The sequence below is a fragment of the Streptomyces sp. NPDC038200 genome, from assembly GCF_055600785.1.
The window spans coordinates 101,728-126,861 of sequence record NZ_JBVJYH010000020.1 but is presented as its reverse complement, the minus strand read 5'-3'; the positions used below and the strand labels follow the sequence as shown (position 1 = coordinate 126,861).

Genomic DNA, 25,134 nt, shown 5'->3' with positions numbered 1-25,134 from the left:
GGAGTGCGGGGATGCGCACAGTCGGCGCACAGCCTCTCATTCGTCGACGGCCCCCGCCGCCGCACCGGCGCTCCGGGGGCCGCCGCCCGCCTGCCGGGCCCGCGGCGTCACCCGGGGCCGCCGCCGGTCGCCGCTCCCGCGTGGCCCGCCGCCGCTCTCGCGCGGCCCGCCGTCGGTCGCCGCCCCCCCGCGTGATCCCGCGTCAGTCGCCGCCCTCGCGTCGGGCCGCCGTCAGCATCCAGGCCAGGTTGCCGATCGCCGCCCCGGCGGCCACCGTCGCGACGATCACCCCGCCGGTCGCCAGGCCGTCGCTGAACAGGTGCGGGCGCCGGGCCAGGCTGTGCAGACCGAAGCCGCACAGCTCGTACACGCCGACGGCGGAGACGACCAGGCTGACGACGAGCAGGGTCAGCGTCGGCGCGAGACTGTGCGCACAGACCTCCGCGCCGGGCTCCGTTTCCGTGGTGTCCTGCATGGGTCCCCCGTTGGACGGGCGCGTGAACGGCCCGGTAGTTGCTGGCGGTTGGGAACCTACAATACGTAGGGTCGGTTAGGGTCGACGCCGTGCGGATCTACATCAGCGTGGACATGGAAGGCGTCACCGGGCTCGTCGACGCCGAGGACGTCCAGCCGGGCGGCCGGGACTACGAGCGGGGCCGCGCGAAGATGGCCGAGGACGTGAACGCCGCCGTACGGGGCGCCCTCGCGGCCGGTGCCGCCGACATCCTCGTCAACGACGCCCACGGCCCGATGCGCAACATCCTGCCCGAGGCGCTGCACCCGGCGGCCCGCCTGGTGCGCGGCAGGCCCAAGCAGCTGGGCATGCTGGAGGGCCTGACCGGGGAGTACGACGCCGCGCTGTGCGTCGGCTACCACTCCCGGGCCGGTGCGCTGGGCGTGCTCAGCCACAGCTTCATGGGGCACGAGATCGAGGACATGTGGCTGGACGGCCGCCCGGTCGGCGAGATCGGTCTCGCCCACGCCACGGCGGCGGCCCTCGGGGTGCCCGTCGTGGCCCTCACGGGTGACGACGCGGCGTGCGCGGAGATGACGGAGTGGGACCCGTCGGTCGTCACCGTCCCGGTGAAGTACGCCCACGACCGCTTCGCGGCCGAGCTGCGGCCGGAGGCGGAGGCGCGCAAGGCCATCGAGGAGGCGGTCGCACGGGCGCTGACCCCGGCCCCGCGCCGTCCCGTACCGTCCCCCGCCGAGGCGACCCTCGCCGTCCGCTGGCAGTCCGCCTCGGTCGCCGCCACGCTGCTCGGCATCCCCCGGGTGACGGCCGAGGACGCCAGGACCGTCCGGGCGAGCGGCCCGCTGCCCGCGCTGTACCGGCAGTTCGGGGTGTGGATGCGGGTGGCGGCGTCGCTCACCCATCAGCCGCCGTACTGCTGACGCCGGGGGCGGGATCGTCGCGGTGTGGCTCGGGGTGGCGGCGTCGCTCACGGGCCGGCCGCGACGCCGGGGGCGCTCGCCCGCGAGGAGTTCCCCGGTCGGGAGGACTGGATCGAGGGGCTGCGCCGCCGAGCGGGGACGGGGCGGAGCGGAGCGCGCGGGCTACTCCGTCGCGGGGCGGGCGGTGCGGCGGGCATAGGCGCGGGCCGCGCGGGCGCGGTCGCCGCAGCGGGTGGAGCACCAGTGGCGGCGGCCGTGGCGGAGCAGGTAGCGGTTGCAGGGCGGGGAACCGCAGGCGGTGAGGCGCTCCGCGTCGGGCCCGGTGAGCAGGTCCGCGGCGTCGGCGGCGAGGGCGGCCAGGGCGTGCTCGACGATCTGGGTGGTGGGGTGGGCGGCGGCCCGGTACAGGCCGCGTTCGGGGGACCAGTGCAGCAGTGAGGCCGCCGGGGCCAGGGTGAGCGCGTCGTTGAGGGCGGCCAGCGCGGCGGGCGGGGCGGGGTGGCCGTCGCCGTGTGCGGCGAGCAGCGCGCGGACCTGGTCCCGCAGGGCGCGCAGCCGGCCCGCACAGGTCTCGCGCAGATCGGCGGCGGCCGGGGCGAGACCGCGGTCCACCAGCCAGTGCCGGGCCGCGGCGGGCGTGGCGAGAAGGTCCGCCGCCTGGCCGCCGGGCAGGGTGATCGCGGTGTTGGCCAGGTCGAGGGCGGGGTGCTGCTCGGCGCCGGGGGCGGGAGGCAGGGGCGGCCCGTCGGTCTTCCCCGTCCCGCCCGCCCCGCCGCCCTCCGGCACGCGCGGCCCCGCGGTCTCGTCCCCTGCGTGCGGCCCGCCGGTCTTCTCCTGGCCGCGTGGTCCGGCGTCCTCGCTCACGCGTGCTTCGGCGCTCTCTCTCACGCCTCTCATGGTAGGGCTTGCGTCCATCCGTGAGAAAGGGCTAGCGTCACTCTCACGGATGAAATCCTTCCTATCCATGAGGTGAGTCGGTCATGCAGATCCCCGTCCAGGTCCTCGGCGGCCCCACCGTCCTCATCGAGTACGGCGGCCTCCGCTTCCTCACCGACCCCACCTTCGACGACCCCGGCGACTACCCGGCACCCAGCGGCCGCATCCTCACCAAGACCGCCCCGCCCCGCGTCCCCCTCGCCGAACTCGGCCCCGTCGACGTCGTCCTGCTCTCCCACGACCAGCACGCCGACAACCTCGACCACTCCGGCCGCGCCCTGCTCGCCGACGTCCCCCGCACCCTCACCACGCGCGCGGCGGCCGAACGGCTCGGCGGCACCGCCGAAGCCCTCACCCCCTGGCAGTCCGTCGACCTCACCCGCCCCGACGGCGGCACGGTCACCGTGACCGCCGCGCCCGCCCTGCACGGCCCCGAGGGCTCCGAGCCGATCGTCGGCGAGGTCACCGGCTTCCTGCTGACCGCCCCCGACCTGCCCACCGTCTACGTCAGCGGCGACAACGCATCCCTGGACCTGGTCAAGGAGATCGCCGCCCGGTACGCCCCCGTGGACACCGCCGTCCTCTTCGCCGGCGCACCCCGTCTGTCCGTCCTCGACGACGCCCTCCTCGTCCTGGACGGCGCCGGTACGGCCACCGCCGCCCGGCTCCTCGAAGCCCGCCGGGTGGTCCCGGCCCACTGCGACAGCTGGGCCCACTTCACCGAGACCCGGGAGCATGTGGTGCGGGCGTTCGAGGAGGCGGGGCTGGCGGACCGCCTGCAACGGGACTGACCGGCCGGTCACCGCGCCCTTTCCCGCAGGAACAGCGCGCCGGTCAGCGTGCCGAGGAGGACGAGGACCGCGTTCAGCGCGATCGCGGTCTTCAGTCCGCCGAGCACGGCCAGGGTGCCCGACCCGGTCATGGCGGCGGTGGCGACGGCACTCATCACCGGGGTGCCCATGGTGATGCCGATCTGCTGGGTCATCGTCGCGAGTCCGGTCGCCAGGCCCTGTTCGCGGTCGGCGAGACCGGAGGTGGCGGTCACCATGAAGCCGACGATGACCAGCATGTTGCCCACCCCGCCCACGAAGGTCGCGGCCAGCAGCAGCCACAGCGAGGAACGGCCGGTGCCGAGCCCGAGCAGGGCCGCCGTGAAGACGGCCTGGACGAACCCCCCGGCCGACAGCACCCGGGTCGCGCCCAGCCTGCCGATCAGCCGCGGGGCGAGCGCGCCGCCGACGACGGTGCCCGCGCCCAGCACACCGAACGACAGCCCGGCGGCCAGCGGGGAGAACCCGAGCACCTCCTGCAGGTACAGGGTCAGCAGGAACACCAGGGACGTCTCGGTGAGGAACGCGATCAGACCGGCGACGTTCCCCCAGGCCACCGACCGCTTGCCCAGCACGTGCGGCGGCACCAGCGGGGCGGGCACCCGGCGCTCCACGGCCCCGAACACCAGCAGCAGCACCACCCCGGCCGCCAGCGGCAGCAGCGCGGCCGGCGCTCCCCAGCCGTGCTCGCCGGCCTGCGTCAGACCGAGGATGACCGCCAGCAGCCCGAGCGTGACCGTGACGGCCCCCGGCACGTCCAGCCTCGGCCGCTCGGCGGGCCGGGACTCCGCGATGACCGCGGGCGCGACGAGAAGCACGGCGAGGGCCACCGGGACGTTGACGAAGAAGGCCCAGCGCCAGGAGAGCAGATCCGTCAGCAGGCCGCCGAGGACCGCGCCCGTGGTGAAACCGGCCGACATCAGCGCCCCGTTGAGGCCGAGCGCCTTCTGCCGCAGCGGGCCCTCCGGGAACGACGTCGTCAGCAGCGAGAGCCCGGCCGGGGTCACCGCCGCGGTGGCCAGCCCCTGGAAGACCCGGGCCGCGATCAGCACCTCCGGGCTCCCGGCCAGCCCGCCCGCCAGCGAGGCCGCGCCGAGCACCACGAGACCGCCCAGGAACAGCCGACGACGGCCGAAGAGATCGGCGACCCGCCCGAACAGCAGGGTGAACCCGGCCGCGCACAGCGCGAACGCCGTGCCGATCCACTGCAGACGGGCGAGCGGGAAGCCCAGACCGGTACCGATCACCGGCAGGGCCACGTTCAGGATGGAGAAGTCCACGGCCAGCATGAACTGGGCCGCGAGCAGCAGCACCAGCACCAGGCGGAGCCGGGGAGTCAGGGCGGCGGACGTGCCGGCCGGTTGTACGACTACGGCGGACATGACGAGGTGGTCCTCTCTGCGCGGCGGAGTTGCCGGGCAAGAGGCTCGTCCGTGCCGGCCGGGGCAACCAGCACCCCCGTGCGACCCGCCGCCGCGAGGGTGGTCATCGCACGACCACCCTCGGGGGTCCCGTTCGCGGGGCCCCCGAGGGCAGGATGGAGGGCGACCGCCCACATCCCGGAGGCATACATGGACGCGTCGTCCGACCTGGGGGACTTCCTCAAGTCCCGCCGTGCCGCGGTGCGGCCGGAGGACGTCGGCATCACGACCGCCCCGGCCCGTCGCCGGGTCGCCGGACTGCGCCGCGAGGAACTGGCCCTGCTCGCGGGCGTCAGCATCACCCACTACACCCGCCTCGAACAGGGCCGCGCGGCCGGTGTCTCCGACGCCGTGCTCGACGCGATCGCCCGCACCCTGCGGCTCACCGAGGACGAGACCGCCCACCTCAAGGACCTGGCCCGCCCCGCCGCCCGGCGCCGCCCGGCCGCACCCCGCGCCGAACACGCGACTCCGTCCGCCCGTCAGCTGCTCGCCGCCATGACGGACGTACCCGCGCTCGTCCTGGACCGGCGCGGTGACGTCCTGGCCTGGAACCGGCTGGGCCGTGCGCTGCTCGCCGCGCACCTGCCCCACACGGCCCCCGACAGCCCCGCCGACCGTCCGAACCTGGTCCGCATGCTGTTCCTGGACGAGCGCTACCGGGCCCTGTATCCCGACTGGAAGGAGGAGGCCCACCTCGCGGTCGCCTCCCTGCGCCTGGTCGCCGGCCGCCACTCCGACGACCGCGCACTGGCCGAGCTGGTCGGCCGGCTGTCCATCCAGAGCGAGGAGTTCACCGCCCTCTGGGCCCGGCACCCGGTCCGCACCTGCGCTTCGGGCAGCAAGTCCCTGCACCATCCGGCGGTGGGCAGGCTGGAGCTGAGCTTCGAGAACCTCTGCCTGCCCGGCCCCGCCGGCCAGCGCCTCATCGCCTACACGGCAGAGCCCGGCACCCCCTCCGACGCGGCCCTGCGCCTCCTGTCCGGCACGACGGCCACCGCGGAGCCGGAACTGCCGACCCCGGCCGTGCGCTGACCCCGGCGGCCACCTCCCCGGCCGTGCACCGACCCCGGCGGCCACCTCCCGGCCGAGCGCTCACCCCGGCGCCCGGCCGCGCTCCCCGGCACTCGGCCGGGCACTCGGCCCCGGCTCCTGTCCCCCCGCCCGCACCCCGAGGACGTCGAGCACGGCCAGGGTGGCCGGGCTGGGGTTGAAGCGGCTCCAGGCCAGATACTCGACGCGGTGCGGCCCGTCGACCACCGGGACCAGTGCCAGCCCGGGATCGCCGGCCGCCAGCGGCCCCACGAACGCCGAGGGCAGCAGCGCGATGCCGAGCCCCCGGGCGATCAGCCGGGTGATCAGCTCGACGACACCGGCCTCGTAGGCGACGTCACGGGTCAGGCCCGCCGCGGCGAACGCCTGGTCCGACTGGGCCCGGGCGGGCGTCCCGGCCACGAAGTCCACGAACGTCTCCTCGGCGATCTCCCGCAGCGTCACCCGGCCGGCTCCGGCCAGCCGGTGCCCGGCCGCCACGACCAGCACATGCTCGTCCTGATCGAGCACCACGCTCTCCACCCCCGAGGGCCGCTCGTCCGCCGGCAGTCCGAGAAAGGCGATGTCCAGGTCGCCGTCCCGGATCGCCGCCGCCAGCTCGTCGCTGCGCCCGGACCGGAGCATGACCCGCACCTGCGGATGCCGGGCGCGGTAGCGCTGCAACAACTCCGGTACGTCCACGGCGGCGGTGGTCACGATCACACCGACGGCGAGCCGACCGCGTACCACGCCGGCCGCGGCGGACGCGTCGGCCACCGCCCGGTCGGCCGCGGCCAGAGCCTCCCGCGCCCGTGCCACGAACGCGACTCCGGCACTGGTCAGTTCAACCCGCCGGCTCGACCGCGCGAACAGCTTCACCCCCAACTCCCGTTCCAGCCCCGCGATCCGGTGACTGAGCGAGGACTGCACCACGAAACAGCGCTCCGCGGCCCGGGTGAAGTTACGGGTCTCGGCGACGGCGACGACGTAGCGCATCTGCTGAAGATCCACCCATCCATCGTTCTCGTTCATCGCTGCGATGGCAACCATGTCTTGGACGCATGACCGATACCTGCCGAGACTTCTTCACATGCCCTCGTACGACCACCGATCGGCAACCGTCCTCCTGACCGCCCTCGCCCCCGCCGCCTGGGGAACGACCTACGTCGTCACCACCGAACTCCTCCCGGCCGGGCACCCCTTGTTCGCCGGTCTCATGCGCGCCCTGCCCGCCGGGCTGCTCGGCCTGGCGCTCACCCGCGTGCTGCCGCGCGGGGACTGGTGGTGGCGGACCGCCGTCCTCGGCGTGCTCAACATCGGCGGGATGCCGCTGCTGTTCGTGGCGGCGGAACGGCTCCCCGGTGGTGTCGCCGCCACCCTCGGCGCGACCCAGCCGCTGCTGGTCGCCGCCCTGGCCATCGCGGTGCTCCAGGACCGGCCGACCGCCTGGCGCTGGACCTGGGGCGTGCTCGGCGTGGCCGGCGTCGGACTCGTCGTCCTCGGGCCGCATGCCCGGCTGGACGCCGTCGGGGTGCTCGCCGGGCTCGGCCACACGGCGACCATGGCCGGCGGTGTCGTCCTCACCAAGCGCTGGGGCCGCCCGGCGGACGCGAGCCCGCTCACCCTCGCCGCCTGGCAGCTCACGGCCGGCGGCCTGCTGATGCTTCCGCTGGCCCTGGCCGTGGAGGGGCCGCCGTCCCGGATCGACGCGGGAGCCGTCGGCGGCTATCTGTGGCTCGGCAGCATGGGCGGACTGATCGCGTACACGCTCTGGTTCCGCGGCATAGCCCGCCTCCCGGTCGGCGCCTCCGCCCCCCTCGTCCTGCTCTCCCCGCTGGTCGCCACGGTCATCGGCGCGGTACGGGGCGAGTCCCTGAGCCCGCCCCAGGCGCTCGGCTTCGTCCTGGCCCTGACGGCGATGCTGGCGGCGCAGCTGAACCCACCGAAAACCGCGACACAGGAACTGGTGCGATGAAGACGAACATGACGATCGCGGTGCTCGGCGCCACCGGAATGGTCGGCAGCCGGGTGATCGACGAGGCCACCGCGCGCGGACACCACGTCCTGGCCCTGTCCCGCACACCGGCCGGCGAGACCCCGGACGTGACACCGCTCCCGCTCGACGCGAACGCCCCGGACGCCGTGCACAAGGCGCTGGCGGAATCGGACGCGGAGGCGGTGGTGCTGGCCGTGCGGACCCACCCGGTGGACGAGGACTTCCTCGTGGGCACGACCCGTGCCGTCCTGGACGCGGCGGCGGACGCCGGCCTCCGCGTCCTGGTGGTGGGCGGGGCGGGCGCCCTGCACAGCCCCGGCGCCCCCGGCCTCCTGGTGGCCGACGACCCCGCGCATGTACCGCCGGAGCTGCGGCCGGTCGCCGCGGCCGGAGTCGCCCAGCTCCGCACCTGCCGGACCCACCCCCACCCCGACTGGGTCTACCTGAGCCCTCCGGCCCTCCTCGAACCCGGCCCCCGGACCGGCCGCTACCGCCGCGGCACGCACACCCTGCTCACCACGGCCGACGGCCGCTCCTGGATCAGCGCGGAGGACCTGGCCGTGGCGGCCCTGGACGAACTGGAGACCCCGGGCCGGGACCACCACATCACGGTCGTGCACACCGACGAGAAGTGAGACGCCCACCCACCCGCCGAGCCGGCCCGCACCTCCGTACCTCCGCGGGCGACCGGGTTCCCCGACCGGGGGCCTACGTCGGCGACCGGTCCGGCCGGACTCCCGTCGCCCGCGTGACGAGGTCGTGGATCAGGAACTCCCCGGGCCGGCGGTTCTCCTTGAGCCGGTCCAGGTCGCGGGGGCCGAACCAGCCGTAGGCCGCGTGCTTGGACCATTCCAGAGCGGGATGGTGCAGATCGCCCTCGACCTCGACGAGATAGTCGGCCTCGTGACGGAGGCCGGCGCCGTCGTCTCCCTGCCAGGTGGTGGTCCCCAGGAATCGCCGCACACGGCGCAGACGCCAGCCGGTCTCCTCCTCGATCTCCCGCGCGAGGGCTTCGAGGAGGGTCTCCCCGGCCTCGACATGACCGCCGACGATGTCCCAGGTGTCGGGGAAGAGGCGGCGGTGCGGGCTTCGCTTCTGCGCGAAGGCCTCACCGGCGTCGTTGAGGACGACGGCGCCGACGGTCCACAGCTCCCCGGGCCCCGGCACGGGAACCTCCACCTCGGGGTCCACGCTGAACGGCTGGTCGGATGAGGGCATGGCCCCCACCGTAGGGCGGAATTCGCCCCCGGAGCAGGTGCCCGGGAGGCGGGGCCGGCGTCCCCTTGTGACTGCTTGGATCAGGCAGTCGTGGCAGGGCGCGGTTCGCCGTGGAAGACCTGCCGGGCATGCCAGTCGCGATGAGCCGCGGCAACGGGGCGCGAGCCGGCTTGGGGGCCGACGAGCGGGCGGCCGGCTAGGGCTATGACCTGCTCGCGGGCGGCGGGGCTGTGACCGATGAAGCGTTGCGAGACCAGGATGCGTTGGTCGTCCCCCACGCCGAGGACGCCCTTGTCGAAGAGCTTGTGGTGAAGCGAGCACAAGCACAGCCCGTTCTCGATCTCGTCGGGTCCGCCGAACGCCCACCAGCGCACGTGGGCGGCCTCCAGCCCGACGGGTACCGCGCCGATCCTGCCGTCGTATCCGCAGAAGGCGCACTGGTACTCGTAGGCGGTCAGCACCAGCTCCCGCATTGTGCGGTCCCGCTGCCTGCGTACCGCCGAGAGTTGCACCGCCTCCACCGGCTCCAGGTCCAGGCCGACGGCTTCGCACAGCTCTCCGTGCACGGAGGGTGGGAAGTGCAGGTCGAGCAGCAATCGCGTGATTCTGCCGAGCAGGTCCGGTTCGCGACGCAGCGCCGCCCGCAGGTCCGGAGCGAGCTGCCCGGTCGCACCCGTCTCCCGGAGGTCCCGTACCCCGGTGCCGGGACTCCCGGGCCCACGGTCGGTGCACACCTCCCACACGCCGTCGCTGACCAGGTGATGGAAGGGGTAGGCGGGCGTGGTCCTGTTCGGAGGACCGTACTCGGCCAGCAGCCGTTGCAGATCCTGTTCCACGGTGCTGTACCGCAGACCGCCCCCGGCGTCCTCCTGGAACCGGCCGAGGGCGTACAGGAGCAGCAGCGGCTTGTGCGGAGCCCGGGTACCGCTCCTGGTCCACTGCCTCAACTTCGCGACCCGCTCGACCCAGTCCATGCCGGCTGATCGTAGACGGACTGGCCCGACCACCCGGTATTGCCGACCGTGGCCTGATCGAGCTTGTCGAGGAAGTACGTCCCACCAGTGTGGAGTTCCCCCGGCTGCGGGACGGGGGGGGCGGTCGGGCCGCACGTCTTGGCCCGCAAGACCATCGTGCACCCCCAGGTCGGCGAGGTGACATGCGACTGCGACGTGCTCACCGTCCCGGGCCGCGACATCCACCTCGTCGTCTACACGGTGGCCGCGGGTTCCGCCGATGCGGAAAAGCTGGAGTTCCTGCGGGTCAGGAACGGCGTCCGCGCCGACGACTCCTCGCCTCCGGGGCCCGCGCTCTGGCGAGTGCAAGCACCTCTGCTGCACTTATCAGGTCCCTCCGCCGCAATCACCGTCGCGGGAACGTGAGCCACCGGACAGCCTCTAGGCGGGAAGGGGCTGGTGCGAGGGTGTTCTTATGGCGTCGGGGTGCAGCTTGATAGAGGGGTGTCTGGAGCAACGAGGTGCACCAAGTAGCCCGACGGAGAAGCGGTTCGCCGTGGCAGCCAGGTGTGAAGTGCGAAACCGGTCGGCGCGGGGGTGGCCCTTGGGTGCTTACTTCCAGCCGTTCAGCGACACCTGAGGACCATCGGTGAGATATCGGTGCAGAGCGCTGGCGGTGGTGTCCACGAATTTCTCCGGGAGAGCGCCGGTGTCAACCCAGCAGACCTGGGAGTGCTTGCGCGGCTCACGGTTTTCCGGTTCGCCGGTCCATTCGTGGGCGGCGAAGACGACGGTGAGAAAGCCATTGGGCGCCTCGACACCCCAGGCGCCATGGATGATGTGGGCGACCTGAAGGGCTTCAGGCTTCACACTCAGACCGGTTTCCTCGTACAGCTCTCGTACGGCGGTCTCGGTGATCGGCTCACGGGGTTCGCTCTTGCCGACGGGGAGGTCCCACATGCCCTGGGCGAACTTGGCGTTCTGGCTGCGCTGGAGGAGGACGACCCGGTTGGTGGCCTTGTCGTGGACGATGACGGCGGCGACCAGCAGGGTCATGCATGTGAGGGCGGGTGGGAGGGCTTTGGCCTGGTCGTCGGTGTTCGGCTGAGCCACGGTTGGTGTCCCTTCGTCGGCCGGTTGGTGGGCAGCTTAGGCCAGTGCTTCGCGTGCGCGACGGGCGAGTTCGGCGGCTCCGGGCACTCTGCGACGCTGGTAGATGGCGAGGGTGGAACGGAGTGAGGTGATCGCCTTGCGGGTGCGGTCCGAGGTCATGCCCTCCATGAGGGACAGGGCCTGGGACCAGGCGGCGACGGCTTCGTCGGCTCGGGCTTGGGCGGCGAGGCTGTCGCCGAGGTCGGCGTAGGTGAGCGCGTGGACGCGCTTGTACTTCTCGGGATCCCAGCGCACCAGGGCGTCGCGGTGTTGTTGCTCGGTACCGACGTGGTCGGCGAGGTCGGTCAGTGTGCGGGCGGTGTGGCTGGCGACTGTGCCGGCGGCCGGGCCGCTGACGCGGGAGTAACTGGGCTGTGGGCCGTCCTCGCGTAGGAGGGCATCCTCGGCGGCGAGCAGGGCGCGAGCCGCTGCGGGCCTCTCGCCCACAGCGGCGTACGCGCGGGCATGGGTGATGTGGAGCAGCGCCTCGGTCCGGCCGTCGACGTGCCCCAGGCCGCGGGTCAGTGCGCCCTCGACGAGGTCGACGCAGTGGCGGGGTTGCTTGAGGCTCAGTGCTTGGTGGGCGAGGGCACGCATCATCCAGGCGGCATGGCCGTGCGGATCGGCTTCGCAGGCGAGTTGGTAGCCGACCTGGTAGTAGCGCTGGGCGGCACCTTCCTGGCCGAGGTCGTGGTGCTTCCAGCCTGCGAGGTAGGCGAGTTCTGCGACCGCTCCGAAGGCTGCCCGGCGTAAGGCTTCGTTCGGAAACCGCCCTCGAAGCGTGGGGGCGGCAGTGTCGGCGAGATACGCGGTGACGGTGGTGAGCCCATGGCCGCCACCGAGACGCTCGTCGGCGGCACTGAAAGCTGCGGTGATCTGGCGTACGACGTCCACGTCCTCCGCCCCGACCAGGGAGCTACCGGTGCGGGCCCGGAGCATGCGAGCAGTGGCCTCGTGGTCGTACGCAAGGGGCATAGCAACGCCGGCTGCGGTGAAGGCGGCCACGGCCAAGAAGCGTCGGCGTTCGACGTCGGCACGACCCAGGTCGGTCGCGGCGAGGACGGGATCAGCCTGCTCGGTCGGTGCCCCGCCCACGCGGAGACCGATCTCCGTCTCGGTGACCGTGCGGCGTGCTCGCCGGGACAGTGCCTCGGCGAGGTACCGGGCGGTCCGGCCGGTCGGCTGGCGGGTGCCGTTCACCCAATGGGAGACAGCCGACTTGTTGGTCTGGAGGGTCTCGCCGTTCTCGGCAGCGATGCGTCGGATATCCCTCGCCAGAGCCTCAAAGGTGCAGCCTGTCGCCTCGATGGTCTCGCGCAGACGGGAGTTGGGCTCTCTCTGCGCTGCCACGACCGCCTCCGCTCCGGAGCTGTAAACCGCGTATACCGCCTCGACTGCCTCTCACCGTACCCACTGTGCGTGACGGTGTGTTCACTGAGTATCAGCCGCCCGGCACGGCCCGACAACGTGACCAGGCTTTCCCCTTCGGCCGGGCCGCTCCCCCAAGTTCCCTACGACAAAAACGGATTCGGGCACCTGTGCGCCCGAATCCGGCCGATCAGAGACGGAGACACGGTGACCACCATCGACACCGCGGCCATCACGGTCGAGCTGCCCCAGGCATTTGACGAGCGCTGGAGCCGCCTGCCGGGCATCCGGGTGGACGGCCGGCGCATCACGATCGACCCGGCCGAGTACTTCTTCCGCTTCGAATCCAACACCTGGCTCGTCACCGACTGGGAGCTGGTCAAGTCCCAGCTCCTGGACGTGGAGGAGAGCACCGAGAACGCGGTCGAGCAGTTCGCCCTCGACTTCGTCAAGGCCCACACTGAGTCCACCTCGGACGCCGCCCGCGTGCTGTCCACCGCCTACGAGGTGTACGCCTACCTGTTCCGCGACGAACACCTCGCCGGCCTCGGCCTGCCGCAGATCACCGCCGAGCACCTGCGGATGCTCCGCGAGGCGGCCACGCTGATGGCACTCAACAAGGTGGAGCTGGACGGACACATCTCCAACGTCGGCCCGTGCTGGTTCTTTCCCGCCGCCACCTCGGTCGTCTTCGACCTGGACGACGAGACGGGCGGGATGCTGGACGAGGTCTACCACGGCGGCTGGTTCAACGAGCACCGCCGCATCGAGTCCATCAAGGCCCACGCCGCCCTCGGCGGCCGACTCGTGCACGGCTGCCAGTCCGTGCCGGATCAGTCCGGCGGCGTCGTCGCGCCCTACGGTGCGTCGATGACCGCCTTCCGCGACGACCTCGCGGCCCTCAAAGCCGACTGGATCGAGCAGGTCTACGCCCACCGCGTCAGCTCTGCCGCGTAGCAGTACACCGCACACCAGCCTCCGGGGCGGGCAGGCACTTCTCGCCCACCCCGGACGCCACCACCGCACTGGAGCCCTTCATGGACGCGACCCTCAACGCCGAACTCCTGGACAACCTACTGACCCTGGCCAACCACTCCTGCGCATCGCGTGAGGAGGTGCGCGTCTGGTCCATGTCCGGCGTCGAGCGCCTGACCTTCACCGACGGCAGCACCGCCATCTTCAAGTACGCCAGGAGGCCCTTCGACAGGGAGGAACAGGCACTCCGGTTGGCAAAAACGCTCGGCGTCCCCGTTCCCTCCGTTCACGCCTCGGCAGTCCTGGACGGTTGGCTCGGGATGCTGCTGGAAGACCTCGGCGCTCCCATCCGCGAAGCCGACGATGTCGACGGCGCCGCCGCAGCCGTGGTCTTGCACCGCACCCGCACGGCTGCGGCCCTGCCAGTCCTCGATCAGGAAGGGCTGCGCAGCCTCCCGGCGCGAGCCCTGGAACACCTCCGCCACCTGCGCAAGGCCGACCGGTGGGAGGACACCCACGACATCGGGGACGCGCTTGACCGCATCACCGAAGCCGCCGGAGCGCGCTCGGCCGGTGCCACGGTCGGCCCGTTCGGCTGGGTGCACTCCGAGTTCCATCCCACCAGCCTCCACATCGGCCGGCGCGGCTGGCGGCTGCTGGACTTTGCCCGTGCCTTCACCGGCCCTGGCCTGCTCGACCTCGCCAGCTGGCACGGCACCATCGACGACCCCGACCCCGCACGCCTGCGGGCCTTCCTGGAGGTGTACGTCAGTGAAGGCGGCACCCCTGACGCCCTCGCCGAGCGTGGCGCGCTTCCAGCGGAGAAGTGGGCGCTGGGCTGGCACCGCGTCTGGGCCATCGAGTGGTTCATGGAGCAGTCCATTCGATGGATCAACGACCCGACCACCGACCCCGCCTACATCAAGGCCGTGCGCCGCCACCTCACCGACGTCCTGCACCTCCTGGAAGTCTGACGTGCTCGCTCAGGCGTCGCCCTGGTATATCCACGCTCTCCAGCGAACAACAGTCAGCCCCGCCGAGCCCCTGTCCGTCCCCGCACGGATGGAATGGACCACGCGGCCCGGCAGCGGCCCCGGCGCCGAAATCCTCGGACCGGATCTGCGCCGCAAGCGACTGCTCGAACTCGGCTGCGGCCCCGGCCACAACGCCGCCCACCTCGCCACTCGCTACGGCGCCCAGGTCACCGGCGTCGATCTCGTCGGGCTGCAGATCCGCCGGGCCCGCTCGCACTACGGCCGGCTGAACAACCTGACCTTCGTCGCCGGCCATGCCCTGCACTACCTGCAAGCCTCCGACGAGCGCTTTGACGCCATCTACTCGGTCTTCGGAGCGATCGGCCTCGTCGCCCCCGAGCTTCTGCTTCCGGCCATCGCCCAACACCTCAAGCCCGGGCGCGCCCTTGCCTTCTCCGTCCCCCACCCCCAGCGCGGCGGCAGGCGCCTTTCCACCGACAACCGACCCAGCCGCGACTACGTCACCCTCCCCGACCGCACCCGACTGCCCATCGCTCGCTGGGAATTCGGCGCCGAACGCTGGGAGAAATGCCTGGACCGAGCGGGTCTGTGGCTTGTCTCAGCCCAGGAGTTCAACGATGCCCGTCACGGCCTGTGGCCCACCACGCTGCTGATCACCGCCCGCAAGCTCTGACCCAGCCCCGGCTCCTCAGGGAGAAACCGATGCGCCCGCCCTACCTGCTCCTCGACGTCGACGGCGTCCTCATCCCCTTCCCGGACGCGGAAGGGGCCGTCCCGGCGACCCACTCCCGCCATGAAGTGGTGCCCACCGGCCGGACCTCCGACAACCCGGTCGCCATCTGGCTCGACCCCGCGCACGGCCCTTTGCTCATGCACGTGATCCGCACCGGTCTGGTCACCCCCGTCTGGTGTACCAGCTGGCGCCAGGACGCTGTCACGCTCATCGGCCCGCTTCTCGGTATCCCGCCCCTGCTGTGCGTAGATCTCCCGCGCCCACAGATCGCGACCAGCCACCCCAATGGCTACCTCTGGAAACGCGACCACGTCGACACCTGGCTCGGCGAGGCACCCGCCGTCTGGATCGACGACGACTTCACCAGCCTCGACCACGAGTGGGCGGCGGAGCGCACCGCCCGGGGCCAGTCGACCGTCTTGATCCAACCCGATCCTCGCGTCGGGCTGCTGGCCGAGCACTTGGTCGAGGTCCTGGCTCGGGTCGCACTCTCGTCCGCTCCACGGGCTGATCCGTCGAGCCGTGAAGCCGAGGCTGCGTTACCGAGCCGACCGTAGGCGCGCCCCGTGGTCAGTCTTTCTTCTTCGTCGGCGAGGAGGGACGGGCCGGCATCCGTGGCGTTTTGACCCCGAGGCACCAGCGAGGGCCGAGCCCGAAGGCCCCGTCCCGGGATTCGTGAGAACCCAGCTCACGGCCACACCAGGCAATAAGGCTGATGCCCCGCCTCATGCAACCGGTGGCTGAAGTCCTGCCACTCGTGCAGCAGCTGGTACACGTTGAACGCGTCCCGTGGGCCGCCGCGGTCCGGGACCGTCGACCAGATGAAGGCCGCCGCGCCGACCGCCTCCTCGCCGATGCCGCGGAGCGGGTCCACGACCGTCATGGGGAGCTTGACGACCGCGTAGTCGGGGTGCAGGACGACGAGTTCGAGGGGCGGCACCTTGTGCAGGGGGACGCCTTCGATGCCGGTCAGGACCATCGCGGCCATCGTCTCCGGCTTGATCTTGGTGAACATGCCGTTCATGCCCAGCTCGTCGCCGCCGAGTTCCTCGGGGCGCATCGAGATGGGGACGCGGGCCGCGGTCGCGCCGTCGGGCGCGCCGAAGTATTTGTACGTCACCCCCACCCGACCACCATTCCTGCTCCCCGCCCGGAGGCGGTCGGCCCGGTGGTCGAGCCGGCGCTCGGTCGGCCGGTCCAGCCTGCGCTCTCGCCGCTGGTCGAGCTCGCGGTCGAGCTCCCGGTCGATCTGCCGGTCGAACCGCTCGGGCTCACTCGGTACATCCTGTGTCTGACGGGCGTCAGACTGCCGTGCTTCCTGCCGTGTCTCGGTCGTTTCCTCCGCGTCGCGCCGGTGCCTTCCCCGCCGGGCACGTCGAGGACCCAGGTCATCAGTCCCCTCGCCCAGTCCGCCACCGCGATGCATATCTCCACCCGACTGCTTTTCTAGGACGCGTGGCCCCCGCCGCGCAACCCGATCATCGTGTCAGTGACCTCCCCCACGGCCGCCCGCCGAAACGTGCGGTGGAACAACAGTCCACGAGGAACTTCCGGCCCCTGATCATCCGGTCCTGATGATTACGTGCGTATGGGCTTTGTGTATCAGGTCTCAGTCTCGCAGATACCCGCCCGATGGCGGTGCTTTGATCTTGAGGCCGTCCGCGGTCCGGCCGGGGCGCGGCCTACCCTGAGGAGGTCACCCCGCAACCGGAGTCCGAGAAGCCGGAGAAGCCGCACGTCATGAGTGCCATGAGCGAAACGCCCTATCCCTACGACGCGCCCGTGTCACAGGCGCTCTTCGACCGCGCCTCCGTCGTCACCCCGGGCGGAGTGAACTCCCCTGTGCGCGCCTTCCGCGCCGTCGGCGGCACCCCCCGTTTCATGGTGTCGGGCAAGGGTGCCTACCTCACCGACGCCGACGGCCGCGAGTACGTCGACCTGGTCTGTTCCTGGGGGCCGATGATCCTCGGGCACTCCCACCCCGAGGTCATCGCCGCCGTGCAGGAGGCCGTCGCGCGCGGTACGTCCTTCGGTACGCCCGGCGAGGGCGAGGTGGCGCTGGCCGAGGAGATCGTCGCCCGGATCGAGCCCGTGGAGCAGGTGCGGCTCGTCAGCAGCGGCACCGAGGCGACCATGTCCGCGATCCGGCTCGCCCGCGGGTTCACCCGGCGGTCCAAGGTGATCAAGTTCGCCGGCTGCTACCACGGGCATGTCGACTCGCTGCTCGCCGCCGCCGGGTCCGGGGTGGCCACCTTCGCGCTGCCCGACACGCCCGGCGTCACGGGTGCCCAGGCCGGCGACACGATCGTGCTGCCGTACAACGACCTGGAGGCCGTGCAGGAGGCATTCCACCGGCACCCGGGCGAGATCGCGTGTGTGATCACCGAGGCCTCGCCGGGCAACATGGGCGTCGTGCCGCCGGACCCCGGGTTCAACCAGGGTCTGAAGGACGCCTGCGGCAAGAACGGCGCCCTCTTCATCTCCGACGAGGTCATGACCGGCTTCCGTACGAGCCGCGCGGGCTGGTACGGCGTGGAGGGTGTCAAGCCCGACCTCATGACCTTCGGGAAGGTCATGGGCGGCGGCTTCCCCGCCGCCGCGTTCGGCGGGCGTGCCGACGTCATGGCGCACCTCGCCCCCGCCGGGCCCGTGTACCAGGCCGGCACCCTCTCCGGTAACCCCGTGGCCACCGCCGCCGGTCTCGCCCAGCTGCGCCTGCTCGACGACGCCGCGTACGACACCGTCGACGCCGTCTCCGCGCAGATCCAGGGCCTGGTCGGCGAGGCGCTGTCCAAGGAGGGCGTCGCCCACCGGGTGCAGACCGCCTCCAACATGTTCTCCGTGTTCTTCACGGACCGGCAGGTGCGCACCTACGAGGACGCCAAGCGGCAGGAGTCGTACCGCTTCACCGCGTTCTTCCACTCGCTGCTGGCGAACGGCGTCTACCTGCCGCCGTCGTCCTTCGAGTCCTGGTTCGTGTCCACGGCCCATGACGAGCGGGCCATCCAGAAGATCGCCGACGCCCTTCCGGCGGCGGCCCGGGCGGCTGCGGAGGCCACGGCAGAATGAGCGACAGCACCAAGGACATCACCGTCGTCCACCTCATGCGGCACGGTGAGGTCGACAACCCGGACGGGATCCTCTACGGGCGGCTGCCCGGCTACCACCTGTCCGAGCTGGGCCGGCAGATGGCCGAGCGGGTCGCCGAGCACCTCGCCTCCCGGGACGTGACCCACGTCTGCGCCTCCCCGCTGGAGCGGGCGCAGGAGACCGCCACCCCGATCGCCAAGGCGCAGGGGCTGGATCTCGACACCGACGAGCGGCTGATCGAGGCCGACAACATCTTCCAGGGCAAGACGTTCGGCGTCGGGGACGGCGCCCTGCGCAAGCCGGACAACTGGAAGCACCTCGTCAACCCGTTCCGGCCGTCCTGGGGCGAGCCGTACGTGGACCAGGTCGTGCGGATGATGGGTGCGCTGAACGCGGCCAAGGACCGGGCGCGCGGCCACGAGGCGGTGCTGGTCAGCCATCAGCTGCCGATCTGGATCGTGCGGTCGTACGTCGAGCGGCGCCGCCTGTGGCACGACCCGCGCAAGCGGCAGTGCACCCTGGCCTCCCTGACGACTTTCACCTATCAGGGCGACAGGATCGTGTCCGTGGGGTACAGCGAGCCCGCCATCGATCTGGTCCCGGTCCATCTGCGCGCCGGCGTCAAGCCCCAGAAGGGGAAGGGCACCGTGCAGGGGAAGGCCTTCGGCGCCTGAGCGACGGCCGGTTCTGACGGTCCGTTTGACGCGGCTTGGCGCCCTTCTGCGGCCTTCATTACGAAAAGCATACAAATAAGCGGAACCTCCCCGATCATCCTGCCCTCTGACTGGGTGACCAGCAGCAGCGACGATCGGGGATTTCCATGCGCACCTTCTCCCGGACCCTCTCCCGGAGGGGAGTACTCGGCCTCGGCGCGGGCGCGGCCGCCGCCGCCTCGCTCGCCGGCTGCGGGAGTCTCACGTCCTCGGACGGCGGCCGGCACCCGAACGGTTCCGGCCGGGGCGAGCCGGGGCGCGAGGGCGGGAGCGGTGCGAGCGCGCACCCGGCGCGTCCGATAGGCGACGGCTCCACCTCCTTCACCGGCCGGCAGCCGCACCAGCCGGCCAAGCCGGAGCCGCTGGAGGCGGGGCAGACTCCGCCGCAGTTCGTGATCTTCTCCTGGGACGGTGCCGGCGAGGTCGGCAACGGCCTCTTCCCGCGCTTCCTGGACCTGGCCAAGGAGTACGGCGCGAGCATGACCTTCTTCCTCTCGGGGCTGTATCTGCTGCCCGAGTCGAAGAAGCGGCTGTACGAGCCCCCGAACAACCCGCGCGGCGCCTCCGACATCGGTTACCTCACCGACGACCACATCAAGGCGACGCTGAAGAACGTGCGCCGGGCCTGGCTGGAGGGGCACGAGATCGGCACCCACTTCAACGGGCACTTCTGCGCCGGCTCCGGCACGGTCGGCAACTGGACCCCGCAGCAGTGGGAGAGCGAGATACGGCAGGCCAAGTCGTTCGTGAAGGAGTGGCGGACCAACAGCGGCTGGAGCGATCTGCCCTCCCTGCCGTTCGACTACGACAAGGAGCTGGTCGGCGGCCGTACGCCGTGTCTGCTCGGCCAGAACAACCTGCTGCCCACCGCCAAGAAGCTGGGCTGGCGCTACGACGCCTCCTCGCCGGGCGGCCGTCAGACGTGGCCGGAGAAGAAGCTGGGCATCTGGGACCTGCCGTTGCAGCAGATACCTTTCCCCGGACGTTCTTTCGAGGTCCTGTCCATGGACTACAACATGCTCGCCAACCAGTCGCTGAACTCGACCAAGGCGCCCGCCTACAACTACCCGGGCTGGCGCAAGCAGTCCGCGCAGGCGTACATCCAGGGATTCAAGCGGGCATACGAGACGAACCGGGCGCCGTTCTTCATCGGCAACCACTTCGAGCAGTGGAACGGCGGCATCTACATGGACTCCGTCGAGGAGGCCTTCAAGCACATCGCGCGCGAGAAGGAGAAGGGCGGCGACGTCCGGCTGGTCTCCTTCCGGCAGTTCGTGGACTGGATGGACGTGCAGAAGCCCGAGGTGCTCGCCAAGCTGCGCACGCTGGGTGTCGGCCAGCAGCCCACCGGGGGCTGGAAGGAGTTCCTGCGGGAGACCGGGTCGGCCTCCTCCGACGCCGCCTGAGCGGGAGCCGCCGCCGGGGGAGGCGTGACGGCCGATGCCCGAGATGTCCCGTGTAAATACGCCCTGAAATGGGTTTTTCCGCCCGGCAGGGGGGTGCGCGAGATCCCCGGAACAGGCATGCGAAACTTTTCACATGAGTACCCGTAGCCGCGCCGTCCTGCTCACCGCTGTGGCCGCCGCCGCGGCCCTCACTCTGTCCGCCTGCGGCAAGGGCGGCATCTCCGGGGGCGGTGGCGACACCAACTTCGTCACCGGCAACAACGGCATCGACACCGTCCCGGCCGGCGAGCGGGCCACGGCCCCGGACCTGTCCGGCAAGACGATCGACGGCAAGCACCTCGACGTCGCCGACTACAAGGGCCAGGTCGTCGTGGTCAACGTCTGGGGCTCGTGGTGCGGGCCGTGCCGGGAAGAGGCGCAGTACTTCGCCAAGGTCTCCCAGCAGTACGAGGGCAAGGGCGTCCAGTTCGTCGGCATCAACACCCGGGACACCAGCACCACCCCCGCGGTCGCCTTCGAGAAGGAGCACGGCGTCGAGTACCCGAGCCTGTACGACCCCACGGGCAAGCTGATGCTCCGCTTCAAGAAGGGCACGCTCAACCCGCAGCTCGTCCCCTCCACGCTCGTCATCGACCGGCACGGGAAGGTCGCCTCGCGAGCCCTGGAGGCGCTCGACGACACGACCCTGCTGAAGATGCTCAAGCCGGTCCTCGCGGAGAAGTGACGTGAGCGCACTGCTGACGCTGGCCGCGGAGGCGGGGCCGGGGCGGAACCAGACCGTGCTGCACGGTGCCCTGCTGGTCTCCCTGCCGATCGCGCTGCTCGCCGGGCTCGTCTCGTTCTTCTCGCCCTGCGTGCTGCCACTGGTCCCCGGCTACCTCTCCTATGTGACGGGCGTCGCGGGCACCGACCTCGCCGAGGCCAGACGGGGGCGGATGATCACCGGCGCCTCCCTGTTCGTGCTCGGCTTCAGCACCGTGTTCGTCTCCACCGGCGCCCTCTTCGGCTACTTCGGCTCGAACCTGCTGGAGTACCAGGAGACCCTGTCCCGGGTGCTCGGCCTGCTCATGATCGTCATGGGCGTCTTCTTCATGGGGCTGCTGCCCTGGTTCACCATGCGCGAGTTCCGCTTCCACAAGCGGCCGACGGGCGGCCTGCTGGGGGCGCCCGTCCTCGGCGCCCTCTTCGGCGTCGGCTGGACGCCCTGCATGGGCCCGACGCTCTCCTCGGTGAACTTCCTCTCCTTCCAGGAGTCGAGCGCCGCGCGCGGTTCGCTGCTGATGGTCGTCTACTGCCTCGGTCTCGGCGTCCCCTTCGTCATCACCGCGATCGCCTTCCGCAAGGCGCTCGGTGCCTTCGCCTGGGTCAAGCGCCACTATGTGTGGGTGATGCGCATCGGCGGCTCGATGATGATCGTGACCGGTGTGCTGCTGCTGACGGGCGCCTGGAGCGCTCTGATCCAGCAGATGCAGACCTGGTCCGACGGTTTCAATGTGGGGATCTGACCGATGAGCAAGACCGATATCGACAAGAGCCCGGAGCAGGAGGACCTGGGAGCCGCCGGCGCCCAGCTGTCCACCGCGCCGCAGGAGGAGCCGGCAAGCGTCCCGGGCCTCGGTGTCATCGGCTGGGTCCGCTGGTTCTGGCGGCAGCTGACCTCCATGCGGGTCGCGCTGCTGCTGCTCCTGCTGCTCTCGCTCGGCGCGATCCCCGGCTCGCTGATCCCGCAGACCGGCGCGGACGCGAGCAAGGTCGAGGACTTCCGCGCCGCCCACAGCACGCTGGCGCCGGTCTACGACAAGCTCGGCCTGTTCCACGTCTACAGCTCGGTGTGGTTCTCCGCGATCTACATCCTGCTGTTCGTCTCCCTCATCGGCTGCATCGTGCCCCGCACCTGGCAGTTCGTCGGCCAGCTGCGCGGCCGTCCGCCGGCCGCGCCCAAGCGGCTGACCCGGCTGCCCGCGTACACGACGTGGCGTACGGAGGCCGACCCGGAGCAGGTCCGCGAGGCCGCGCTCGCCCTGCTGAAGAAGCGCCGCTTCCGCGCCCACCGCGCGGGAGACGCCGTCGCCGCCGAGAAGGGCTATCTGCGCGAGCTGGGCAACCTGATCTTCCACGTCGCCCTGATCGTGCTGCTGGTCGCCTTCGCCTCCGGCCAGCTGTACAAGTCGGACGGCACCAAGCTGATGGTGGAGGGCGACGGCTTCTCCAACGCGCTGCCCATGTACGACGACTTCAAGTCCGGCAGCCTGTTCCGGACCGACGACCTGGTCCCGTTCAGCTTCGACCTCAAGGACTTCGAGGGCACCTACGAGGTGAGCGGCCCCAACAAGGGCACGCCGCGCACCTACGAGGCGAAGATCCGCTACAGCGAGGGCGCGTACGGCAAGGAGAAGTCGACCACCGTCAAGGTCAACGAGCCGCTGAAGATCGGCGACTCCAAGGTCTACCTGGTCAGCCACGGCTACGCGCCCGTCGTGACCGTCCGCGACGGCCGGGGCAAGGTCGTCTACCAGGACGCCGTCCCGCTGCTGCCGCTCGACGGCAACGTCACCTCCAACGGCGTCGTCAAGGTGATGGACGACTACCGCGACGGCCGGGGCAAGAAGGACCAGCTCGGCTTCCAGGCCTTCTTCGTGCCGACGTTCGACCCGAAGAGCGGCACGATGCTCTCGCAGTTCCCGGCGCTGCTGAACCCGCTGCTCGCGGTGAACGCCTACCACGGCGACCTGGGTGTGAACTCGGGCATCCCGCAGAGCGTGTACCAGCTCGACAAGAAGCACATGAAGGCGTTCAAGGACAGCAAGGGCAAGCTCCTCAAGAAGCTGCTCCAGCCGGGCGACACGCTCAAGCTGCCGGACGGCGCCGGGTCCATCACCTTCGAGAAGGACGTCAAGGAATGGGCCGGCTTCGAGATCGTCCAGGAGCCGGGCAGCGGCTGGGCGCTCGGCGGTGCCCTCGCCGCGATCTTCGGTCTGGCCGCGTCCCTGTTCATCCAGCGCCGCCGCGTCTGGGTGCGGGCGGTGCGCGGCGCCGACGGCGTGACGGTGGTCGAGATGGCCGGCCTGGGCCGCAGCGAATCCGCGAAGGTGCCCGAGGAACTGGGCGACCTCGCCGGCATCCTCTACGACCAGGCGCCGGGGGCCCCCGACCCCGGCGACGACCCCGCAGCAACCCCCGACCCTCAAGCCGTACCTGCCGAAGGGGCTGAGAAGTGACTCTCGCCGCCGCCACCAACGAACATCTCGCGAGCATCAGCAACACGCTGATCTACTCGTCGATGGCCGTCTACACCCTGGCCTTCTTCGCCTACATCGCCGAGTGGCTGTTCGGCAGCCGCAGCAAGGTCGGCCGTACGGCCGCCGCGCTCACCGGCACCGAGCGGACGGCGGCCGCGCCCGCCGTCACGGTGCGGCAGGCGGGGGGCACCGCCGTGCTGGAGCGGCCCAAGGTCGTCGTCCGCTCGGCGTCCGGCGCCCGTGACGTGCCGGACGGCCCCGGCGCGCACGGCGGCGACGAGCAGGGCGACCTGTACGGGCGGATCGCCATCTCCCTCACCGTGCTCGCGTTCCTGGTGGAGCTGGGCGGTGTCGTCACCCGCGCGGCCTCCGTGGAGCGGGCGCCGTGGGGCAACATGTACGAGTTCAACATCACCTTCTCCACGGTGGCCGTCGGCGTGTACCTCGGGCTGCTCGCGCTGAAGAAGAACGTGCGCTGGCTCGGCCTGTTCCTCACCACGACCGTGCTGCTCGACCTGGGCCTCGCGGTCACCGTGCTGTACACCGCCAGCGACCAGCTGGTGCCCGCCCTGCACTCGTACTGGCTGTACATCCACGTCTCCACCGCGATCTTCTGCGGCGCGGTGTTCTACGTCGGCGCGGTCGCCACGATCCTGTACCTGTTCAAGGACTCGTACGAGAACAAGCTCCAGACCGGCGGCAGGCCCGGCAGGTTCGCGACCTCGGTGCTGGAGCGGCTGCCCGCCTCGGCGTCCCTGGACAAGTTCGCCTACCGGGTCAACGCGGCCGTCTTCCCGCTGTGGACGTTCACGATCATCGCGGGCGCGATCTGGGCGGGCGACGCCTGGGGCCGGTACTGGAACTGGGACCCGAAGGAGACCTGGTCCTTCATCACCTGGATCGCCTACGCCTGCTACCTGCACGCGCGGGCCACGGCCGGCTGGAAGGGCCGCAAGGCCGCCTACCTGGCGATGCTCGCCTTCGCCTGCTGGCTGTTCAACTACTACGGCGTCAACATCTTCGTCAGCGGCAAGCACTCCTACGCGGGCGTGTAACCGCCGTCGCCGCAAGGCCGGCTCCTGTGACCCCGGGTCATGGGAGCCGGCCTTCGTCGTACGCCCTCGTCGTACGCCTTCTCCGTACGCCTTCTCCGTACGCCTTCTCCGTACGCCTTCGTCGTCCGGGCCGGCGACCGGGCACGGACCGGACGGGCGGATCGCCGTGCCCGCAGCCGCGTGCGCATCCCCGGCCACGGGGGCAGGCTGGTGTCATGAGCGGTTCCATCGCACAGGGGATCAGCCAGACCCACGGGAACACGCACATCCTGCACTTCGTGGTGCGGCTCCCGCGGCGGATGGAGGACGTCTGGCCCGCGGTGGCCACGGCCGAGGGGCTCGCGGCCTGGTGCACCCCCGTCGATGTGCTCGAACCCCGGCTCGGCGGCGCGGTCGCCCTGCGGGAACTGGGCAGCGGGCAGGTCACCGCCTGGGACGTGGACCGGGTCGCGGAGTACACGGTGGCGGGCGGCGGCCGGCTCCGGTTCCACCTGGAGCGGGACGAGGAAGGCAGCGCGCTCCGTTTCACCCACGAGTTCCAGGGCGAGGAGGAGTCGGAACAGCGCTGGCGGACGCGATTCGAACGCCTGATCGAATACCTGGGGCAGGGTGCGGACTAGACCGTCC

At 71.3% G+C, this 25,134-nt stretch carries 27 protein-coding genes; 18 read left to right on the top strand and 9 right to left on the bottom strand.

The features are described 5' to 3' along the window. Positions 1-202 precede the first annotated feature (202 nt). On the bottom strand, positions 203-475 hold the full coding sequence (locus tag ACZ7KF_RS32570; RefSeq protein WP_471083127.1) for a hypothetical protein: 273 nt from the start codon (positions 473-475) through the stop codon (positions 203-205). 89 nt (positions 476-564) lie between these two features. On the opposite strand from ACZ7KF_RS32570, the gene ACZ7KF_RS32565 reads away from it, so the two are divergent. Further along, positions 565-1,395, top strand: a complete 831-nt coding sequence (locus ACZ7KF_RS32565; protein WP_471083124.1) for a M55 family metallopeptidase — start codon at positions 565-567, stop codon at positions 1,393-1,395. Positions 1,396-1,557: 162 nt separating this feature from the next. On the opposite strand, the gene ACZ7KF_RS32560 is transcribed toward ACZ7KF_RS32565, so the two are convergent. Further along, positions 1,558-2,181, bottom strand: a complete 624-nt coding sequence (locus ACZ7KF_RS32560) for an ABATE domain-containing protein (RefSeq protein WP_471083259.1) — start codon at positions 2,179-2,181, stop codon at positions 1,558-1,560. A gap of 194 nt (positions 2,182-2,375) precedes the next feature. Here ACZ7KF_RS32560 and ACZ7KF_RS32555 point away from each other — a divergent pair, with 194 nt between their 5' ends. After that, positions 2,376-3,122, top strand: a complete 747-nt coding sequence (locus tag ACZ7KF_RS32555; protein WP_471083122.1) for an MBL fold metallo-hydrolase — start codon at positions 2,376-2,378, stop codon at positions 3,120-3,122. An 8-nt stretch (positions 3,123-3,130) separates the two neighbouring features. Here the strand turns inward: ACZ7KF_RS32555 and ACZ7KF_RS32550 are convergent, their stop codons facing one another. Further along, positions 3,131-4,543: an MFS transporter gene (locus ACZ7KF_RS32550; RefSeq protein ID WP_471083120.1), complete on the bottom strand. Its 1,413-nt coding sequence runs from the start codon at positions 4,541-4,543 to the stop codon at positions 3,131-3,133. A 189-nt stretch (positions 4,544-4,732) separates the two neighbouring features. Here ACZ7KF_RS32550 and ACZ7KF_RS32545 point away from each other — a divergent pair, with 189 nt between their 5' ends. Beyond that, entirely contained in the window at positions 4,733-5,617 is an 885-nt protein-coding gene (locus ACZ7KF_RS32545; RefSeq protein WP_471083117.1) for a helix-turn-helix transcriptional regulator, read from the top strand. A 60-nt stretch (positions 5,618-5,677) separates the two neighbouring features. Here the strand turns inward: ACZ7KF_RS32545 and ACZ7KF_RS32540 are convergent, their stop codons facing one another. Beyond that, the gene (locus tag ACZ7KF_RS32540; RefSeq protein ID WP_471083256.1) at positions 5,678-6,625 is read right to left on the bottom strand and encodes a LysR family transcriptional regulator; all 948 of its coding nucleotides are present in this window, start codon (positions 6,623-6,625) and stop codon (positions 5,678-5,680) included. Positions 6,626-6,704: 79 nt separating this feature from the next. On the opposite strand from ACZ7KF_RS32540, the gene ACZ7KF_RS32535 reads away from it, so the two are divergent. Together ACZ7KF_RS32535 and ACZ7KF_RS32530 are read left to right on the top strand one after the other, a co-directional pair. Then, positions 6,705-7,589, top strand: coding sequence for an EamA family transporter (locus ACZ7KF_RS32535; RefSeq protein ID WP_471083114.1), 885 nt, complete (start codon positions 6,705-6,707; stop codon positions 7,587-7,589). Continuing rightward, complete coding sequence (locus ACZ7KF_RS32530) at positions 7,586-8,245, top strand: NAD(P)-dependent oxidoreductase (protein WP_471083111.1); 660 nt, start codon at positions 7,586-7,588, stop codon at positions 8,243-8,245. Before ACZ7KF_RS32535 ends, ACZ7KF_RS32530 begins: the two co-directional genes overlap by 4 nt. 73 nt (positions 8,246-8,318) lie before the next feature. Here ACZ7KF_RS32530 and ACZ7KF_RS32525 read toward each other — a convergent pair whose 3' ends face one another. Beyond that, positions 8,319-8,828, bottom strand: a complete 510-nt coding sequence (locus ACZ7KF_RS32525) for an NUDIX hydrolase (protein WP_471083108.1) — start codon at positions 8,826-8,828, stop codon at positions 8,319-8,321. A gap of 80 nt (positions 8,829-8,908) precedes the next feature. After that, positions 8,909-9,802: a phosphorothioated DNA-binding restriction endonuclease gene (locus ACZ7KF_RS32520; RefSeq protein WP_471083104.1), complete on the bottom strand. Its 894-nt coding sequence runs from the start codon at positions 9,800-9,802 to the stop codon at positions 8,909-8,911. Positions 9,803-9,940: 138 nt separating this feature from the next. Here ACZ7KF_RS32520 and ACZ7KF_RS32515 point away from each other — a divergent pair, with 138 nt between their 5' ends. Further along, entirely contained in the window at positions 9,941-10,207 is a 267-nt protein-coding gene (locus ACZ7KF_RS32515; RefSeq protein ID WP_471083101.1) for an MmyB family transcriptional regulator, read from the top strand. Between the two features lie 186 nt (positions 10,208-10,393). On the opposite strand, the gene ACZ7KF_RS32510 is transcribed toward ACZ7KF_RS32515, so the two are convergent. Then, a complete protein-coding gene (locus ACZ7KF_RS32510; RefSeq protein ID WP_471083098.1) occupies positions 10,394-10,894 on the bottom strand; it encodes an NUDIX domain-containing protein in 501 nt (166 codons plus the stop codon). Positions 10,895-10,930: 36 nt separating this feature from the next. After that, positions 10,931-12,283 (bottom strand): helix-turn-helix domain-containing protein, encoded by a 1,353-nt coding sequence (locus ACZ7KF_RS32505; RefSeq protein WP_471083095.1) that lies wholly within the window; start codon positions 12,281-12,283, stop codon positions 10,931-10,933. A gap of 225 nt (positions 12,284-12,508) precedes the next feature. Between ACZ7KF_RS32505 and ACZ7KF_RS32500 the strand changes: the two genes are divergently transcribed. From ACZ7KF_RS32500 to ACZ7KF_RS32485, 4 genes are all read left to right on the top strand, one after another. Next, a complete protein-coding gene (locus ACZ7KF_RS32500; RefSeq protein ID WP_471083091.1) occupies positions 12,509-13,258 on the top strand; it encodes a hypothetical protein in 750 nt (249 codons plus the stop codon). Positions 13,259-13,338: 80 nt separating this feature from the next. Beyond that, positions 13,339-14,250 (top strand): phosphotransferase family protein, encoded by a 912-nt coding sequence (locus tag ACZ7KF_RS32495; RefSeq protein WP_471083088.1) that lies wholly within the window; start codon positions 13,339-13,341, stop codon positions 14,248-14,250. 1 nt (position 14,251) lies between these two features. Then, positions 14,252-14,944 (top strand): class I SAM-dependent methyltransferase, encoded by a 693-nt coding sequence (locus tag ACZ7KF_RS32490; RefSeq protein ID WP_471083085.1) that lies wholly within the window; start codon positions 14,252-14,254, stop codon positions 14,942-14,944. A 29-nt stretch (positions 14,945-14,973) separates the two neighbouring features. Continuing rightward, positions 14,974-15,561 carry an HAD domain-containing protein gene (locus ACZ7KF_RS32485; protein ID WP_471083082.1) on the top strand — a complete coding sequence of 196 codons (588 nt, stop codon included), beginning with the start codon at positions 14,974-14,976 and terminating at the stop codon, positions 15,559-15,561. A 131-nt stretch (positions 15,562-15,692) separates the two neighbouring features. Here ACZ7KF_RS32485 and ACZ7KF_RS32480 read toward each other — a convergent pair whose 3' ends face one another. Further along, positions 15,693-16,130, bottom strand: coding sequence for a hypothetical protein (locus ACZ7KF_RS32480; RefSeq protein WP_003974483.1), 438 nt, complete (start codon positions 16,128-16,130; stop codon positions 15,693-15,695). A gap of 623 nt (positions 16,131-16,753) precedes the next feature. Between ACZ7KF_RS32480 and hemL the strand changes: the two genes are divergently transcribed. The 8 genes from hemL to ACZ7KF_RS32440 all read left to right on the top strand — a co-directional run bounded on the left by hemL (position 16,754) and on the right by ACZ7KF_RS32440 (position 25,127). Further along, positions 16,754-18,073: a glutamate-1-semialdehyde 2,1-aminomutase gene (hemL, locus tag ACZ7KF_RS32475; RefSeq protein WP_471083079.1), complete on the top strand. Its 1,320-nt coding sequence runs from the start codon at positions 16,754-16,756 to the stop codon at positions 18,071-18,073. After that, positions 18,070-18,768: a histidine phosphatase family protein gene (locus ACZ7KF_RS32470; protein WP_471083076.1), complete on the top strand. Its 699-nt coding sequence runs from the start codon at positions 18,070-18,072 to the stop codon at positions 18,766-18,768. The genes hemL and ACZ7KF_RS32470 overlap by 4 nt, the downstream gene beginning before the upstream one ends. A 146-nt stretch (positions 18,769-18,914) precedes the next feature. Next, positions 18,915-20,213: a polysaccharide deacetylase family protein gene (locus tag ACZ7KF_RS32465; RefSeq protein WP_471083073.1), complete on the top strand. Its 1,299-nt coding sequence runs from the start codon at positions 18,915-18,917 to the stop codon at positions 20,211-20,213. Between the two features lie 133 nt (positions 20,214-20,346). After that, a complete protein-coding gene (locus tag ACZ7KF_RS32460; RefSeq protein ID WP_471083071.1) occupies positions 20,347-20,937 on the top strand; it encodes a TlpA family protein disulfide reductase in 591 nt (196 codons plus the stop codon). 1 nt (position 20,938) lies between these two features. Then, complete coding sequence (locus ACZ7KF_RS32455; RefSeq protein ID WP_471083068.1) at positions 20,939-21,718, top strand: cytochrome c biogenesis CcdA family protein; 780 nt, start codon at positions 20,939-20,941, stop codon at positions 21,716-21,718. A 3-nt stretch (positions 21,719-21,721) separates the two neighbouring features. Next, positions 21,722-23,431: a cytochrome c biogenesis protein ResB gene (resB, locus tag ACZ7KF_RS32450; RefSeq protein ID WP_471083065.1), complete on the top strand. Its 1,710-nt coding sequence runs from the start codon at positions 21,722-21,724 to the stop codon at positions 23,429-23,431. Continuing rightward, entirely contained in the window at positions 23,428-24,507 is a 1,080-nt protein-coding gene (gene ccsB, locus ACZ7KF_RS32445) for a c-type cytochrome biogenesis protein CcsB (RefSeq protein WP_471083062.1), read from the top strand. Before resB ends, ccsB begins: the two co-directional genes overlap by 4 nt. Positions 24,508-24,722: 215 nt before the next feature. Then, positions 24,723-25,127, top strand: coding sequence for an SRPBCC family protein (locus ACZ7KF_RS32440; RefSeq protein WP_471083061.1), 405 nt, complete (start codon positions 24,723-24,725; stop codon positions 25,125-25,127). Positions 25,128-25,134: the final 7 nt, after the last annotated feature.

Coding starts and splice junctions, on each gene's coding strand:
- ACZ7KF_RS32570 (WP_471083127.1), bottom strand. CDS start 475: ATGCAGGACACCACGGAAACGGAGCCCGGCGCGGAGGTCTGTGCGCAC.
- ACZ7KF_RS32555 (WP_471083122.1), top strand. CDS start 2,376: ATGCAGATCCCCGTCCAGGTCCTCGGCGGCCCCACCGTCCTCATCGAG.
- ACZ7KF_RS32550 (WP_471083120.1), bottom strand. CDS start 4,543: ATGTCCGCCGTAGTCGTACAACCGGCCGGCACGTCCGCCGCCCTGACT.
- ACZ7KF_RS32545 (WP_471083117.1), top strand. CDS start 4,733: ATGGACGCGTCGTCCGACCTGGGGGACTTCCTCAAGTCCCGCCGTGCC.
- ACZ7KF_RS32535 (WP_471083114.1), top strand. CDS start 6,705: ATGCCCTCGTACGACCACCGATCGGCAACCGTCCTCCTGACCGCCCTC.
- ACZ7KF_RS32530 (WP_471083111.1), top strand. CDS start 7,586: ATGAAGACGAACATGACGATCGCGGTGCTCGGCGCCACCGGAATGGTC.
- ACZ7KF_RS32525 (WP_471083108.1), bottom strand. CDS start 8,828: ATGCCCTCATCCGACCAGCCGTTCAGCGTGGACCCCGAGGTGGAGGTT.
- ACZ7KF_RS32520 (WP_471083104.1), bottom strand. CDS start 9,802: ATGGACTGGGTCGAGCGGGTCGCGAAGTTGAGGCAGTGGACCAGGAGC.
- ACZ7KF_RS32495 (WP_471083088.1), top strand. CDS start 13,339: ATGGACGCGACCCTCAACGCCGAACTCCTGGACAACCTACTGACCCTG.
- ACZ7KF_RS32485 (WP_471083082.1), top strand. CDS start 14,974: ATGCGCCCGCCCTACCTGCTCCTCGACGTCGACGGCGTCCTCATCCCC.
- hemL (WP_471083079.1), top strand. CDS start 16,754: ATGAGCGAAACGCCCTATCCCTACGACGCGCCCGTGTCACAGGCGCTC.
- ACZ7KF_RS32470 (WP_471083076.1), top strand. CDS start 18,070: ATGAGCGACAGCACCAAGGACATCACCGTCGTCCACCTCATGCGGCAC.
- ACZ7KF_RS32465 (WP_471083073.1), top strand. CDS start 18,915: ATGCGCACCTTCTCCCGGACCCTCTCCCGGAGGGGAGTACTCGGCCTC.
- ACZ7KF_RS32460 (WP_471083071.1), top strand. CDS start 20,347: ATGAGTACCCGTAGCCGCGCCGTCCTGCTCACCGCTGTGGCCGCCGCC.
- resB (WP_471083065.1), top strand. CDS start 21,722: ATGAGCAAGACCGATATCGACAAGAGCCCGGAGCAGGAGGACCTGGGA.
- ACZ7KF_RS32440 (WP_471083061.1), top strand. CDS start 24,723: ATGAGCGGTTCCATCGCACAGGGGATCAGCCAGACCCACGGGAACACG.